Origin of the sequence: Noviherbaspirillum malthae (assembly GCF_015352985.1) — a bacterium.
Lineage (GTDB): Bacteria > Pseudomonadota > Gammaproteobacteria > Burkholderiales > Burkholderiaceae_D > Noviherbaspirillum > Noviherbaspirillum malthae.
Genome location: NZ_JACYXF010000076.1, coordinates 1 through 15,411, shown reverse-complemented (window position 1 = coordinate 15,411; position 15,411 = coordinate 1). Strand labels below are relative to the sequence as shown.

Sequence of the window (15,411 nt, the reverse complement as noted above, 5' to 3'; positions counted from 1 at the left end):
GCGGCAATGGTTTCATACGAGGAGTACATGCAAATCAGGATATTGCACAAGCAGGGTAAGAGCCTTCGTGCCATTGCGTGCGAACTGGGCTGCTCAGTCAATACGGTACGCAAGTATCTGGCTGACGACGCGGCACCTGCTTTCAAGGGCCGGATGCCACGTCCGACCAAGATTGCACCGTTCGAGGACTATCTGCGACAGCGAATTGCTTCGGCCGCCCCCGACTGGATTCCAGCTACTGTACTGTGGCGTGAGATCCAGCAAATGGGCTTTGCCGGCAGCGAACGCACGGTGCGCAACTTCGTCTCCGCATTACGTCCCACGACGCCACCGGATCCGGTGGTGCGCTTTGAGACAGAACCGGGCGATCAGATGCAAGCCGACTGGATCGAGTTCAGAAGGCGTAAAGGGGCAAGCCTGTTCGCCTTCGTAGCGACATTGGGCTATAGCCGTGCCAGCTATGTCGAGTTCGTTTCCGATATGCGGCTCGAGACATTGCTGGCATGCCATGCCAACTGCTTCGAGTGGTTCGGCGGCGTTCCGCGGCGGGCACTTTACGACAATATGAAGACCGTCGTCCTCGAACGCAACGCTTACGGTCCAAAGCAACATCGTTTCCAACCCGGCTTCCTGGACTTCGCCCGACATTATGGGTTCCGGCCCGAACTGTGTCGGCCATACCGCGCCAAGACCAAAGGCAAGGTTGAACGCATGAATGGCTACCTACGGCGTAGCTTCTATGTACCGCTGATGGCCCGGTTCAAGGCCGTCGGACTTGAACTCGATGTATCGACCGCCAACACCGAGGTCTGGCGTTGGCTGCGGGAAGTTGCTGATCAACGCGTCCACGGCACTACCAAACAGCGTCCCGGCGAGCAACTACAACTGGAACAACGTTCGCTGCAGCGTTTGCCGGCGCCCTATGCCGCCCTGGTAGAGCCGGCGAAGCCAGCCAGCAGCAATGAACTGCGTGCTCGCTTCCATGACTGGCTGGCACCATTGCAGCATCCGTTATCGGTCTATGACCATCTCATGGGAGTCGCAGCATGAATCTGGCCCATGAACGGATTGCAGAACTATGTGCCCAGCTCAAGCTCTCCACGGTTGCCAACACATTACCGCATCTGACGCAGAAGGCAGTCGCTGCCGATATCAGTCTGACGGAATTCTTGGAGTCCGTACTCAAGACCGAAGTGGCGGCACGGCAGTCACGGCAAAGAACTACACTCTCCAGACTGGCCAGCTTCCCGGCCATCAAGACACTGGACGGGTTCGACTTCAGCGCTGCTACCGGCGTGCCCAAAGCGCAGGTTCAGGAGTTGGCCAGTCTGGCCTTTATTGAGCGCAGCGAAAACGTTGTGTTGCTTGGGCCAAGCGGCACGGGCAAGACACATATTGCAATAGCGCTGGGCTATGCCGCTACACAGGCAGGGATCAAGGCGCGCTTCATTACCGCGGCCGATCTGATGCTGCTGTTGACGACGGCCCATCGGCAGAACCAGCTGGCTGATGCGCTAAAGCGCTTCATCAATCCGTATCGCCTGCTCATCATCGACGAGATCGGGTACCTGCCGATGAGCCGGGAGCAGGCCAACTTGTTCTTCCAGGTGATTGCCAAGCGTTATGAGAAGGGAAGCTTGATCGTCACGAGCAATCTACCGTTCGGACAATGGGATCAGACGTTCGCTGAGGACGCCACGCTGACGGCGGCAATGCTTGATCGGCTGTTACACCATGCACACGTGGTGTCGATTCAGGGCGAAAGCTTCCGTCTGCGTGACAAGCGGCGCGCTGGTCTGCTGGCCCGAAACAAGTCCATCACAAAGGAGGAGATGCAACTGTAAAGACGTCGGCAACACCAATGACACTACACACTGGTGTATCAAATCTCAGTTGCCGATGCCGAACAAAACTGTATCAGTTTTAGATTGCCGTTGACAGCCAGGCCCTGGGGCACGAACAACTGGCCTGTCGCTGCGTCGAGCTGAGCTCCACACGCCAGGGCCAGTTCACTGTCTTCCGCGGGAACGGACAAGAATGTTTTCATTACGATTGCGTCAATCCAAACTGGAGAAGTGCTTATCAGTTCGTTATCCAGTATGTATGTTTGAGACGGTATCAAACAATCAGACTATGAATTCACCGAACACTTCTCATGAACACCGGATATTACGCGAAGCCAATACCGGGCGTCATATGCTCACTATCCCATGTCACCTGCGTGGGCAGCCATTTGTCGCCATCGCGTTGAAGCGGTCATACCATCGTCCAAGCCAGCTGAAATATCATTATACTGTATACATATCCAGTATAATCAATTAGGAGCACGCTTAATTGTTGCTTCAAAGCCAGGTATTCGCCAACACCCATGAAGTCACTTCCCAAATACTTGATAGACGGCGCCACCCTCTCGGCTCCACAGCGTAAAGCGTTTCGTGGCACATCCTATACCGTTCACCTTCCACGCCGGCTCAAGCTACAGGCAGGCATACGAAATCCCGAACTGGCGCAACTGCTCCGAACGCAAGGCGCAGCTACTGCAGCTGTCATTACGGCTTGTAACCCGGCGGGATGTCCCTTGCCACCCACGAAAAACAAGACGCGACATGCAGCACTTGCTACTGCGATCAAAGAGCTCAAGTTGAAGTCTCTTCCCGCAGAACGTCAGGCGACAAACGAGGATGACGCTTCTGATGAAGCTTTCCTCATACTGAATATCAGCGGTGCCCAGGCCGAATCGTTACTGATGAAGTTCGACCAGTACACACTGTTGTGGTGTAACCAGTCCAGTCCACCGGAGTTGATGTTGCATCCGCTGGTCCGGCAGCGGGGGCAGTGACGGCCGATGGTAGTGTTATCTGTTTTCAGGCCGCATAGATATTTGGGATTTCCCGCCTGACATGGCAAACTTGATCTGAACTGTTTTCAGCCGATCACTTTTGATTTCGGCAGAAATTCGATATTGGTTTTGCGGACCAGTTCCTCATAGCTTATCGGTTTGCTTGCACGTGCCTGGTCAGTGTTTTCAATCCAGTGCGCCCATGCACGACCTGTAGCGGGGTCATATACCAGCTTGTAGAGATATCTCGGAACCCAGATACGATTTCTTCCAATGGTCTTCGGCTTACCTTCGTACACCGGGCCGCTGATGACGTAGACGTCCCCTTTTGCCCGCATGACGTACTTGCGTGTCGCCTGCTCAATCCCGCTCCAGGCTTTCTGGTTGTTCTTCGGCGCTTGAGGAACCACGTTCGCCAATGAAAAGCTCTGGGCCATGGCGCGTGCACTTGGCATGTCACCTGCAGGCGCCATGTGGCCACGGTCAAAGCCGCTTCCCTTGTAATCGTCAAGTTCCGCGCGTTCGGTCTTGCGCAGTCTCGCATCTGCAAAGAACCGGTTCGTTCGCTTTTCATCTTTCGCGTCCTCCAGCTGTGCCCGGTTCAATCTCTCGGCAACAAATACCGGCGTTTTGGAAACGCCGGAATACAGAATTGCGAAAGACTGATAGCAAAGCGCGCGCGGAGCTACCTGAAACGACTTATTGATACGGGGGGAAGTCGCTCCGGCGAAAAACTGAGGGCAATCGCGAAATTTTGGGGTGGTGTTGGAAGATGCTGTTTCCCTAGCGTGTGCGGAGGTTGAAGCAAGCAGAACTAGCGTCAGGATGAATTTTTTCATGGCGAGATTCTATCGACACCGCCATGGCCTGCGGAAGCGACATGCTAATGAATTGGTTTCAAAATGCAACGCAGACGATTCAATCCGGTCGTTTGCATCGCTCCCTCCCATGAGAGCTCGATAGAGCCCTAGCCAGATACAACGGCGGCGATCCAATATGCGCTCAATCGCTGCGAGGGCGCGGCCCTGGTTCGCAAGAACGACTTGTTCGCCGGTGTGGACTCAGGAGGTGGGCGTGCTGCCGCGATGTACTGGCTCACAGGCTCGGCAAAATTGAATGGTGTGGATCCGGAAGACTATCTGCGCCATGTCCTGGACCACGTTGCCGACCATCGGATCAACCGCATTGATGAACTACTGCCTTGGAACATCGACAAGTTGCCAGGAAGTGATTACGGATCGGCTTAGTGCTTGCAGATCAGAGTCTCTAGTTTAGAATACTTAAAGAACCAGATCGAATGATGTAAACGCCTAGGTCAAAGAATCAAATGAAAAAGAATGAACTTGAAAAAACAGCGTGGGCAAAAGAGTTTAAAAAAATGTGCTCCTGTCTCCTATCCCGACGCCATCAAATATGCACTAGATCCGGACCTGAAGGTTGATATCATGCACGCCGATCTTAGGGACAAGGGGTTAAATGGATAGTTACTGCGGGTGATCATGATCCAACGTTCCTAATGGAAGTATGCGCCACAAAGAAAGACGCACTAGCTTTATGCCGTGAAATGGGTTGGAAGCTACTTCGATAACGGCTAGTAATAAAAGCTACTGCCAACGTCGCTAGAGCGTCTTCTGTCAAACACGGTTACAAGAAGACGCTTAGGCCCGTCGGAAGAACGCTTCCTGTCTGCCATAATGTCGCAAGAGTGCTAATACGCCGAATGGGGCTGATTCATGATTCCAAATCAGAAACAGTCCATACAGGAGGTGACCCAATGTGATTCCTCAGCCTATCGAGAAAGAGGCTCACCCGAGCGGCTGGCTGTCTTAGCGCCCGCAAGGCGACGATACTGGTTCGCCCGCGAATTTCTTTCGCGCAGTGAGGCAGGACATGGATTAAACGACTTTCTAGAATATCCGCACCTATTACCCAGTCTGGCAGAAAACCAATGCCCATGCCTTCCAAAGCCGCAAGCCGCATCGCTTCAAAATCGTCACATAGAAAAATGGGCTGTTTTCCAAGCTGACGCGTCGGGTTTCCAAGTACATCTGACCAGCATAGCAAATCCGCGCCATGTATTTTGTCGATCAACCTGTGGTGTAGCAAGTCAGCTAACGCTTCAAGCTTTGGGCCTTTTGCCAGGTAAGCTTGGCTAGCACACAATATCCTCGTTTGAGGTGCCAGAAAAGTAGCAATAAGCGAACTGTCAGTGACATCTCCGATACGGATAACCAAGTCCAGTCGCTCTGACACCGGATCGGCCAATCGTTCGGTCAGGTCGAGTTCGACATTCAACTGTGGATATTCTTGAACAAGTTCGCTGACTACCGGTATGACATAACGTTTCCCGAAAGTTGGGAAACATGCAACACGCAGCGTTCCAGTCACCTCTCCTTTGATTGACGCAATTTCCTGCTGTGCATCGACTAAAGCGTCCAATATCTGGCGCGCGCGAATAAGTAGCGCTTCACCTGCTTCTGTAAGGCGCAACATGCGAGTCGACCGTAAAAACAAAGGCGTCGCAAGTTGCGACTCTAACAAGTCGATCTGACGAGCGATCGATGACGGTGTAATTCCACGACGTCTGGCGGCGCCTGAAAAACTCCCTTCGCGCGCCACATCAGCAAAAACTCCTAAGAACTCCGCAAATTTTTCTGAATGCATTTATGCGCACCACGCAAAGCAGTTATTGGCATTTAACCGATTATCAAGAGGAGATCTGAGGGGTACTCTCCATCCCTATGCAGTTTACACCTCTTTGCTAACACCTAAACAGCGAGCACATATGACGACCCTGCAATACGACTCACTTTACTTATTCATCGCGGGTGAATGGCTGTCTGCGGAGGGAAGAGACACATCCCCAGTAACAAATCCCGCAAACGGCAAGGTTATCGGCAGAGTGCCTCTTGCTACCTCGGGTGACCTCAATCGGGCGCTCGGCGTAGCCCACACAATGTCGAAGGTGTGGGAGTGCACACTACCTGTTGAGAGAGCAAAGATCCTTAAAGCCGGGGCTGACCTCATACGCACACGAGCTGACCATATCGCGACTCAAATGACCCTAGAAGAGGGAAAACCATTAGCTGAAAGCAAGGATGAAGTGCTGCGGGCAGCAGACTACTTCGAGTGGTTTGCCGAAGAGGCGAAACGGCTTGACGGTAGGTTCGTACCGGCAAACCGTCCCAACGTGCAACAGATCGTCAAGCGGCAAGCCATAGGCCCGGTAGCCGCATTCACGCCATGGAATTTTCCGGCCATCACCCCGGCGCGAAAGTTGGCGGCGGCGCTCAGCGCAGGATGCAGCGTCATCATCAAGCCTGGAGAGGAGTGCCCTGCGACTGCTTTGGCTCTGGCACGCTGTCTTGATGATGCAGGGCTCCCGAAGGGTGTTCTGCAAATGGTGTTCGGCGTTCCTGACGATGTCTCAAAGCACCTGATCGCCTCGCAAGTGATTCGTAAGGTGACTTTTACCGGTTCAGTACCTGTTGGGCGTTTGCTTGCAGCGCGTGCTGCTGCCGGGGTCAAACCGATCACTCTGGAGTTGGGTGGGCATGGACCGGTTCTCATTTTCAACGACGCCGACATTGCTTCGGCCGCTGCCCTAGGTGCAGCAAACAAGTTCCGGGGGACTGGCCAGATATGCATTTCGTCGACGCGGTTCCTAGTGCAACGAGCAGTTTATGACGAGTTTGTTGAGCACTTTGTGGCCGCAACAAGAGCGCTCAAGGTGGGCAATGGGATGCATCCCGGTGTAACGATTGGCCCTCTGGCGAATCCCAGGCAGATTGCAAAGACCGAAGCCTTGGTCGCAGACGCCATTCAGAAAGGCGCCCGCCTGCTTACAGGTGGTCAGCGAATCGCGTCTGAAGGATATTTTTTTGAACCAACAATCTTGGCAGATGTGCCTGGCGACGCTCACATTCTGAGCGAAGAACCGTTTGGCCCGATAGCGGTTGTAATCCCCTTTGATGAGATCGATGATGGATTGTCCGAAGCTAATCGGCTCCCTTATGGGCTATCAGCATATGCTTTTACCAGTAACGCCAGCACCGCAATCAAGGTCGCAGACGGATTAGAAGCCGGGATGATCGGAATCAATCAATTCCGCATCGTGGCGACCGAGCTGCCATTCGGAGGCATAAAAGAGAGTGGCATCGGGTCTGAAGGCGGTCTCGAAGGAATTGATCATTACCTTACCAACAAATTCATAAGCCAGGCGTACTGAGGCCCACAATTGATGCTTTGAGGGACAGCCTGTCGAAGCTGTCACAACGAGAATTACCACGAAAGATTATAAGGATACATGATGAAAGCAATCGAATTCGACACTTTTGGGGATGCTGACGTACTCAAGCTTGCCGATGTTGCCGAGCCTGAGCTTCGTAGCACAGATCTGTTAGTCAAGGTCCATGCTGCTGGAGTCAATCGCGCCGATATCATTCACCGCCGTGGAGGCTACGGTCGTCCGCATTTTGGCGATTCTGCAATCATGGGGTTAGAGATTGCTGGAGAGGTTGTAGCGACAGGTGTTGATGCGAATGGCTTCAAGATCGGTGATCGCATTATGGGAATCGTTGGCGGCGGCGCGTATGCGGAGCTAGCCCGAATAGACTATCGTATGGCAATGCGGATCCCTGACTCCCTGACTTTTGTCCAGGCAGCCGCTATTCCCGAGGCCTTTGTCACTGCCCATGAAGCGCTTGTGCATCTTGGGCGCCTTAAAGCCGACGAAACGGTTCTCATTCATGCAGCAGCGAGCGGCGTCGGCTCAGCAGCAGTACAGTTAGCGCGGCTAATAGGAGCAAGGATTTTTGGAACAGCCGACGTCCAGAAACTGGGTCGGGTTAAAGAATTGGGCGTCAGCTATGCCGTTGACTACAAAGTCGATGACTATGCTGAAGTCATTGCGCAGATCACCGATCGCAAGGGTGTCGATGTCGTGATCGACTTTATCGGAGCACCTTACTTCCCACGTAACATCGCATCGCTGGCAAATGGGGGGCGTTTGGTACAGGTAGGTCTGTTAGGTGGTGGCGGACGCGTAAATGTGGAAATCGAGCAAATCCTGTATCGGCACTTGCAGATTATGGGCACCGTCATGAAGTCACGGCCGCAGACGGAGAAGCACAATATGGTTCAACGTTTCAGTTCCGCATGGCTCAATCATTTCGGCGATAACCGACTGGTCCCCGTATTAGATAGCGTGTTTCCTCTTAGCCGTGCGAAGGAAGCTCATTTGCGCATGGAGTCCGGCCAAAATTTTGGCAAGATCATCCTTTCGATGGAGTGATCCAAGGCCGGCTCTATGCATAGTTTATGTCTTGCAAAGCCGGAGCATCCATTCGCGAAAAGAAACGCTGCTTTAAAATTAACTACACCGTATGTAGGAGACCATTATGTTCGTTAACAAAAAAATCCTTGTAGCAGGCATGATCTCGCTCGCCGCGATAGGTATGTCTTCGGCGGCATTTGCACAGTCAGCATTAGAAACCTATCCAAGCAAGCCGGTCACGTTGATTGTGCCATTTCCTGCAGGCGGGGTTACGGACGTTGTTGGACGAGAAATTGCTGCCAAACTAACCGAAGCTCTCCGGCAGCCTGTCATCGTGGAAAACCGTGCTGGCGCTGGCGGAAATATCGGGACACAAGCGCTTGCACGGTCTAGCGCCGATGGCTATACACTGGGAATCCTTACCGTCAGCGCGATATCCATTGCACCCCACATTACAAAAAAACCTGGTTTTGTTCCGGCAAAGGACTTTGTTCCGATTACAAACATAGTAAATGGCCCTGGGGCCATCATTGCCTCAACCAATGCACCATTTTCGTCCCTGAAAGACATGGTTGCCTATGCAAAAGCTAATCCTAACAAGCTTACTTACGCGAGTGTGGGTTCAGGTTCCATACCCCATCTGACGGCCGAAATGTTTGCAAAGGAAGCCCAGATCCAGCTTACGCATGTGCCGTACAAAGGTGCTGCGCCGGCATTTCAGGACCTGTTGGGCGGTCATATCGACTTATCGTTCGAGACCTCTCTGGTTACAGCATCAACAAACTATGCCAAAGGCAAGATAAAGGTCCTTGCAACAACTGGATCAACGCGGGCGGCAGCCTTGCCCAATATTCCTACCGTCGCTGAATCCGGTTTCCCGGGATTCGTTGTTCAAGGCTGGTTTGGACTGTTTGCGCCGGCTGGTGTGCCCAAACCTATTGTGGATAAATTAAACACAATCACGCAAGATGCCCTGCGCGATCCGAAAATACGTACAAAGTTCGAGCAATTGGGTCTTCAATCTGCCGGCTCGTCGTCCCATCATTTCGCTCAGTTCTTAGTTGAACAAGATCGAAAATGGTCTGCGCTAACCAAGTCTTTGAACATTCCACTTGAATAATGTACTTCTACATGGCTGGTTCCGGTTCCGGCAATGTGAACCAGCTTGTCAAAGCTCCGGCTTGGAGCCTTAAGCAGCACTTCCATAGCCTCCATATGGCCGTTCCTGCTTGTGTGTAAATTTTGATAAGGTCCGCTTGTCCGTGCTTCACTGACGTACGGCCCTGTTCAGCCTAACAAATAACGGTCTCAGAGTTTGAACAAACAGCTCACACCATCTCCGCAAACCCTATCCGATCCGTCGTTGCCGCCCGTGCATCGTCGAGGTCCACCTTGTGCAACGCCAGCAGGCTTTCCAGCACGCTGTTCATGGTATGGCAACCGGGATCTCGGCCCGCATTCATATGCGCGCGGATGATGCCCAGGTCACCCTCTTCGATCATCGACGCGACAGTCGGGCTGATGGTCAGGCACTCGGTCGCCAGATAATAGCGGTTACCCTGCTTGGACGGCAGCAGCGCCTGGCACAGAATACCGCGCAGCGCGTGTGCCAACGCCTGGCTTTGAGCTTCAGAATTACCGAGCAGCCGCAGCATCTTCTGCAAGCCCAGCTCTGTCGAACGCGCGTGCAGGGTTGCCAGCACCAGTGGACCGGACTCGGCCAGAGCCAACGCTTCCTGCGCGGTTTGAGCGTCGCGGATCTCGCCGATCATGATGACGTCGGGGCGCTCACGCAGCGCGTCCAGCGCGCCCAGATAATAGCTGCCTACGTCGGCGTCCTCGCCTACCTCGCGTTGGGTGATGATGCACTTGCGCTGTGGGATCAGGGTCTCGACCGGATCTTCGATCGTGATGATGTGGCCGGATCGTTGCCGGTTGATCTCGTCCAGAAGGGACGCAATTGTGGTCGATTTGCCCTGGCAGGTGTCGCCGATGATCAGCACCAGGCCGCTGGTCAGGCTTGCGAATTCCTGCTCGTCGGCGTGCAGGCCAAGTTCGGCCAGTGCCAGCGGCTCCTTCGGAAAGCGGCGAATCACACAGCCTAGCCGCTTCTTTCCCTGGAAACTGAAGCAATTGGCGCGAATACGTGCCGTATGCAAGTCGATCGAGCGGTCGAATGCGCGCTCGTTGATCCGCTCGGCCCAGTTTGGCTCGATGACGTCGAAGAACTCTTCCAGCTCTTCCTTGGTGATAGGCGAATCGGTGACAGCCACCAAGCCCTTCGGCTGGCGCAGCATCAGCGGGCTGTTCTGGTGGATGATGATGTCGGAAAACACCAGTTTCGAATGCAGCAGGTGCAGGATCTGCTCGACCAAGGTGCCAAACACCGGATGGTCTTCATTTTCGATGTACGACAGGGTCGGAATCTGCGAGGACTGGTGGTGTTCCATCATGTTGGGCGAACGAGGCAATTGGTGCGGAAATTATAAAACCTCCACGCCCATAAAGTTCCACATGGAAAGATATTTTTTACTAACAAGCCCTGCTTTGTCGGGTCGGCACAGTGCAAGGCATGCTGCCGGGCGACTGCGCCGCGGTACCAAACAGATCTTCTTCCACCCTGTCCTGCGTTTCAGCGCAGACCGGATGCATATGGATGGCCTGATAAGATTTGTTAATCAAAACGCGTCTGCTTCTTCACGCCAAGGATTCCAGTACATTGACGCCTCGCTAGTCCGCCTTTGGGCCAGAAGGTATGCGTATGACAAATTCTTGAGACTGTAGAAGTTTAGGATATAACTACTCGATAGACTTTGCGGTCATCTTTCCTTAGAGCTTTGAGTGTGTAGAAGCCGCTTAATATCAGGAAATCTTTTGGAAAACTTTTTTGCTTCGCCACCGCTGCACTATTACCTAAAGCTCGTCGTCAATAGATGATGTACCTTACAGCCTCTGTTCAACTGATATAGGCATCTGTGTAAGCAATCGGAGCGGGATGACAGTAATTTTGTCTGACCCGCTATTATCGTTGCAGCTTGGCTGGTCTCTTGGCGGCGGGACAGGTTACCGGATCGCTGGCATAAGCGTCCAGGCCCAGCTTACGCAGCCGCTCCAGATAGCATCCGTAATGATCGGCCCAATTGAAGGCCACGTCGTCGGCAAGCAGGCCGGGCAGATTGGTCAGGTCGATCTCCGCAATCTGGAGAGAAGACGTGCGAGTTGCCGTCATCAATCCTTCAACCAGCAGCATGTCGGACAGCAGATAACTTGCATAGTCTTGTGAAAGAGAGAGCCTTGCCGCTGTCTCCTCAAGCGTCAGCCGGGAAATCAGGCGGATCGCAACCGTCAGGTGACGGCCGCTCAAATTTTTCTGGTCCATGGGCTTACCAAGCAAGTGCGACACGGCCGGAACCACGCCTTGCGTCACGGGACGGCTAACCGCAGTCATTGTGATTTGCTCCGGCAATGCTTCGTCAATCCCATGCAGTTCCCGTGCAAGTAATGCGCGAGCTGTACCTATTTCCCGGCCTGTCAACGGCTGCAGGCTGCAAGGATGATTAGCGGTATGACGGATTGCCTGGCATAGTTTCTGATGCCAGACTTTTTGGCCGAGTGCCTGCCCAAAGGTTGTGCTTTCACCGGCGATCTGCATGCTGCCGCCACCAATATCGAGCACATGACTGCTCTTGAGATTTTCTGCCAATAGTCGACGCGCGCCATAGTAACCATAGGCGCCTTCGACTTTCTGGGGAATGACCACCACGGCAACACTACTTTTGGCTTCAATGCGGGCGAGATCCGATGCAAGTTTCCCGCGATCTCGTTGCAGAGCCAGCCGCCAGGCGGAAAAGCCGCCGCCGACTCGTACACAGTTTTCGGCAAAGCCTGCTTGCTTCGGCAAATCCTGCAAGGTTGCGATCGTTGGGTCAATGGCTCCATCGAGACCACCGCCTGCTTTCAACGGCGCCAGGTAATCAAACCCGGTACGGACCACGGTCTGGCTGTTCGACGCGCCGGCCCGGATGCCGGATGACCCCATGTCGAACGCAATCCGGCAGCTATCCTGGGCAAAGGACGGCGCCGCAAACAGCCCACACGCCAGGGGCAGCAAGACTCTAGAAAAGAGATAAGCAGGATGCATCGCATCTCATATATGCAGATAACCCATCACCCCGACGCCCAGTCCGAGGGCGGTCGCACAGTAGACGGCGCCTAGCATCCAGCGCTTGCGCGTCAACAAGGTGATGGCTGCAAGTGCGATGGCTACCTGGATCAGGGTCGTAGCCAGCGCCCAACGCTCGTGCACGTGCATCTCCTGATCGCTCTTGTCGTTGGCAAGTTTGGCCTTTTCCTCAAGCTTTTCTGCTTCGACCTTGATTTCTTCTTTCTCCTGCTTGTAACGCTCCACAGCTTGACTATTTTTTTGTTGCACTTCACCGCTGGTCAGCGTGACAGAAAGCTCGCTCAGGTTTTGCTTATTGCTTTTGGCCTGGTAGTAGTTCCACTGATTCGATGCCGCCGTTTTCTGAATAGCCGCTTCGTTTTTATATAACAGGGCAGCATTCTGCGAATGCCCACCCAAGTAACCGAAGATTGCACCAATTGTAGAAAGTATGGCAGTCAGCACCGCCAGGCGTGAGGTAAAACCATCGCCCCCGTGTTGGGCGACATGCTCGACTTCGTGGTCGTGCGGGCCGTGCACATGAAATCCATGACCAGACATCGGACACTGCTCCTTCTAATGCGCAATTCAATAAGTGACAGGCAAGATTTTATCGTATCACTACCAAGTTCAACCGAAATACTCGCCAATCTTGTAACGCAAGGCAATGCATAGCCGCTGAAACGGTAAGTTGTCAGTAGAGTTCGTGCCACGCCTAACATACTACGGCGAGGCACATAACGGCGCGCTGTGCCCTGCTATCCTGTTGCCGTGTGCAGCGCTGTCACAGTGACAATCAAAACGAAATCGAGCCCACCTATTTTATTGAATAAGACTTCAACGGCCTCGCTGGAAGTAGCTTGACGGCTTATGTCCATTCATGGACATAAGCCAGTGCCATGCGCATTTGTAATCGCAAGGCTATCATGCGGGCCCATGTCTTTTGGAGACATTACAGTCACACACTTTCTACCAAACGCTGACCGGCCGCTTCTACCCCGTTCTTGCATGCGATGGAGTTTTGACGATGGGCTGCTCATCCCTATCCCTGTCTTTCCAAAGATCCCGGACCCACCGAGCAGTGAGCTTTTAGGCATACTGAACCAAGAACAAGGACATTCCCAATTGGTTTTTTGAGTGCGATCGGAAATGGACCTATGAGGCCATAACAACCTTTAAGCTGTAATTTGACTTTACGCCTTTTAGATTGTAAAGTATTTTACATCTTTAAGGTTGGTTAAGATTTTTACAGCTTACACGTTGTTAAGATCAGTAAAACACTGTTCCGACAGAGGGTCGCGTCGACCCAATCAGTAGGTGAAGTTGCTCAGCGTCCCGTTGACGATATGTGCTTCCGTGTAAGGGAGGTTACTCCAGTTAGAAAAATTGAAGGACTGGCCATCGGTGATCTTGCGCACGGTCACACCACGCATGGTGAGCGGCTTCCCGGAAAGGCAAGTTTCTGGCGCGATGGACGGCTGCAAAAGATAAGTCGTGGCCGAACCTGGCGCACCGGGATTGCTTACGCGCCGGGCTGTCTGCGAGCCGACTGGCCCCTCGATCAAAAGCGCGGTCTGTATCGCCAGTCCGACAGCGCGGGCGCCATCGGGTGCACCGGCTGAACCTGACAACGTGCCGCCGGCACAGCCTGTAGCGCCCTCTTGCCGGATAAGGCGTGCCATGAACGTCATCAACCTCCCCATGCGATCACGCTCGTCGACATGGGCGTCAACGATCGCAGTCTCAAAACCCGGCGCAACAATGAAAGCCGGCTGAGCGCTGGACGACGGTTCAATAGTCATGTACTTGTTGAACGGATCGGCAAGGGCTTGGGCCGAAGTGACAGAGCCTCGCAGTGCTGCGAAATCAAACCGGGGCAGCACCATCATGCCGGCCGAGGTTCCGCCGATAGGCACATTGCGAGACACTGCTTGGTTGATAGTTCGTTCGAGCGCGGTACCACGCCAGTTTTTGTAATAGTCGGCCTGATCGCCGCCTGCGATCCAGATGACGTCGGCACGCCCGACTATCTGGTTGACCGTGGTGTCATTGGCAGCAGTTGCCGACGGGATGACAAGGGTTTCCACTGACGACAATCCAAGTGAGGCACCGCCCACCGAGCCGGGCTGAGGTACGCCCTTGGAACTGCAGGTCGGGTAATCTGAGTAGTACACATAACAATTGTAGCCGTCGGCTCCGGTGGCGCGGATGATCACGAAGCGCCCGCCCGAGGACGACGTGATACCTGCACGTGAGATCAGCCAGCGAAACGCTTCGTCGACATCATTGTCGCCGCCCATGAGTACCGTTGAAGGCGAGCGGGGTCGTTGCTTGATATCCGGTGTGCGATTGGGGTCGTCAGTGGTGACATAGTAGGCGTACGAGGTCTTGCTGCTGACGTTGGGGCCGCCTCCGGATACTTTGTCAGAGCCTGCGTATGCGAACAGGCAGGTAGATGCTGCGGCAGCAATGAGTGCGTGGGCCAGATAACGTGTAGCCTGTCGGTGAACTGGAAACTGCATGGCGTCTCCTTGGTTTGGCGGCAGTTCGGCCGCACATCAACTATGCCGTACCACGTGCCCTGTGCCACTTCCACATACTTACCAATTGAGCAGAATCAAAGCGTCGTTGCGTTCGTGCAATGGTGCTCATACTTCCGAGAAGATTATGTACGTCTGTAATTACTCTTAGCGGTCGCCGAATGTCTTCGCTCGCTTGGTAGTGCTTGCCATAATTCGAAAAATGCCTTTTTACCAATAATTTGGACAATCGGGTTCCCAAGCCGCCCTCCTCGCCAAAGAAGTCTAAAATACGGCTGCTATTTGTTCAGTTCCAGCCATTGGCGTTTAGCTGACTAAGTTCCTGACGCAACCTAAAAGCAGATGTGTGACGACAATCTCAGCGCATAATGGCTGCCTGTGCATGACGCGAAACGTTGCAATCTAGGACTCCTCAATAAGTTAAAGTGAACGAGCAAATGAGCATGTGAGGGTTGCGCGGTAGAGATTGTGACCTGATATGGAAATTTGTAGCCACTGCTCTCGTTAGTCTTCTAGTTCAAGCACTCTGATTTTGCCATCGTTGCTGGCCTACCGAGGCCGGCGTCCGATTGCCGAGCGCAGAATGCGGCCGCTC

At 53.6% G+C, this 15,411-nt stretch carries 12 protein-coding genes and 1 pseudogene; 7 read left to right on the top strand and 6 right to left on the bottom strand.

All coding sequences use genetic code 11. The features are described 5' to 3' along the window. The first annotated feature begins 6 nt into the window (after positions 1-6). From istA to IGW03_RS32715, 3 genes are all read left to right on the top strand, one after another. Entirely contained in the window at positions 7-1,050 is a 1,044-nt protein-coding gene (gene istA, locus IGW03_RS32725; RefSeq protein WP_194726643.1) for an IS21 family transposase, read from the top strand. Next, a complete protein-coding gene (istB, locus tag IGW03_RS32720; RefSeq protein WP_194726642.1) occupies positions 1,047-1,844 on the top strand; it encodes an IS21-like element helper ATPase IstB in 798 nt (265 codons plus the stop codon). Before istA ends, istB begins: the two co-directional genes overlap by 4 nt. Before the next feature lie 524 nt (positions 1,845-2,368). Continuing rightward, positions 2,369-2,839, top strand: a complete 471-nt coding sequence (locus IGW03_RS32715) for a DUF3293 domain-containing protein (RefSeq protein WP_194726641.1) — start codon at positions 2,369-2,371, stop codon at positions 2,837-2,839. 86 nt (positions 2,840-2,925) lie between these two features. Here IGW03_RS32715 and IGW03_RS32710 read toward each other — a convergent pair whose 3' ends face one another. Next, positions 2,926-3,678, bottom strand: coding sequence for a DNA/RNA non-specific endonuclease (locus IGW03_RS32710; protein ID WP_194726640.1), 753 nt, complete (start codon positions 3,676-3,678; stop codon positions 2,926-2,928). A 174-nt stretch (positions 3,679-3,852) separates the two neighbouring features. Between IGW03_RS32710 and IGW03_RS32705 the strand changes: the two are divergent. Further along, positions 3,853-4,086, top strand: a pseudogene (locus IGW03_RS32705) (transposase domain-containing protein); the annotation flags it as partial. A 484-nt stretch (positions 4,087-4,570) separates the two neighbouring features. Here the strand turns inward: IGW03_RS32705 and IGW03_RS32700 are convergent. Further along, positions 4,571-5,503, bottom strand: coding sequence for a LysR family transcriptional regulator (locus tag IGW03_RS32700; RefSeq protein WP_194726639.1), 933 nt, complete (start codon positions 5,501-5,503; stop codon positions 4,571-4,573). 121 nt (positions 5,504-5,624) lie between these two features. Here IGW03_RS32700 and IGW03_RS32695 point away from each other — a divergent pair, with 121 nt between their 5' ends. From IGW03_RS32695 to IGW03_RS32685, 3 genes are all read left to right on the top strand, one after another. Further along, entirely contained in the window at positions 5,625-7,067 is a 1,443-nt protein-coding gene (locus IGW03_RS32695; protein WP_194726638.1) for an NAD-dependent succinate-semialdehyde dehydrogenase, read from the top strand. An 81-nt stretch (positions 7,068-7,148) separates the two neighbouring features. Continuing rightward, complete coding sequence (locus tag IGW03_RS32690; RefSeq protein WP_194726657.1) at positions 7,149-8,132, top strand: NAD(P)H-quinone oxidoreductase; 984 nt, start codon at positions 7,149-7,151, stop codon at positions 8,130-8,132. Between the two features lie 106 nt (positions 8,133-8,238). After that, positions 8,239-9,234, top strand: coding sequence for a Bug family tripartite tricarboxylate transporter substrate binding protein (locus IGW03_RS32685; RefSeq protein ID WP_194726637.1), 996 nt, complete (start codon positions 8,239-8,241; stop codon positions 9,232-9,234). A 208-nt stretch (positions 9,235-9,442) separates the two neighbouring features. Here the strand turns inward: IGW03_RS32685 and IGW03_RS32680 are convergent, their stop codons facing one another. From IGW03_RS32680 to IGW03_RS32665, 4 genes are all read right to left on the bottom strand, one after another. Continuing rightward, positions 9,443-10,564, bottom strand: a complete 1,122-nt coding sequence (locus IGW03_RS32680) for a type IV pilus twitching motility protein PilT (protein ID WP_194726656.1) — start codon at positions 10,562-10,564, stop codon at positions 9,443-9,445. Positions 10,565-11,136: 572 nt separating this feature from the next. Continuing rightward, on the bottom strand, positions 11,137-12,255 hold the full coding sequence (locus tag IGW03_RS32675) for a Ppx/GppA phosphatase family protein (RefSeq protein ID WP_194726636.1): 1,119 nt from the start codon (positions 12,253-12,255) through the stop codon (positions 11,137-11,139). 6 nt (positions 12,256-12,261) lie between these two features. Then, positions 12,262-12,837 (bottom strand): DUF4337 domain-containing protein, encoded by a 576-nt coding sequence (locus IGW03_RS32670; protein ID WP_194726635.1) that lies wholly within the window; start codon positions 12,835-12,837, stop codon positions 12,262-12,264. A 749-nt stretch (positions 12,838-13,586) separates the two neighbouring features. Then, a complete protein-coding gene (locus tag IGW03_RS32665) occupies positions 13,587-14,798 on the bottom strand; it encodes a cyanophycinase (protein WP_194726634.1) in 1,212 nt (403 codons plus the stop codon). Between the last annotated feature and the right edge of the window lie 613 nt (positions 14,799-15,411).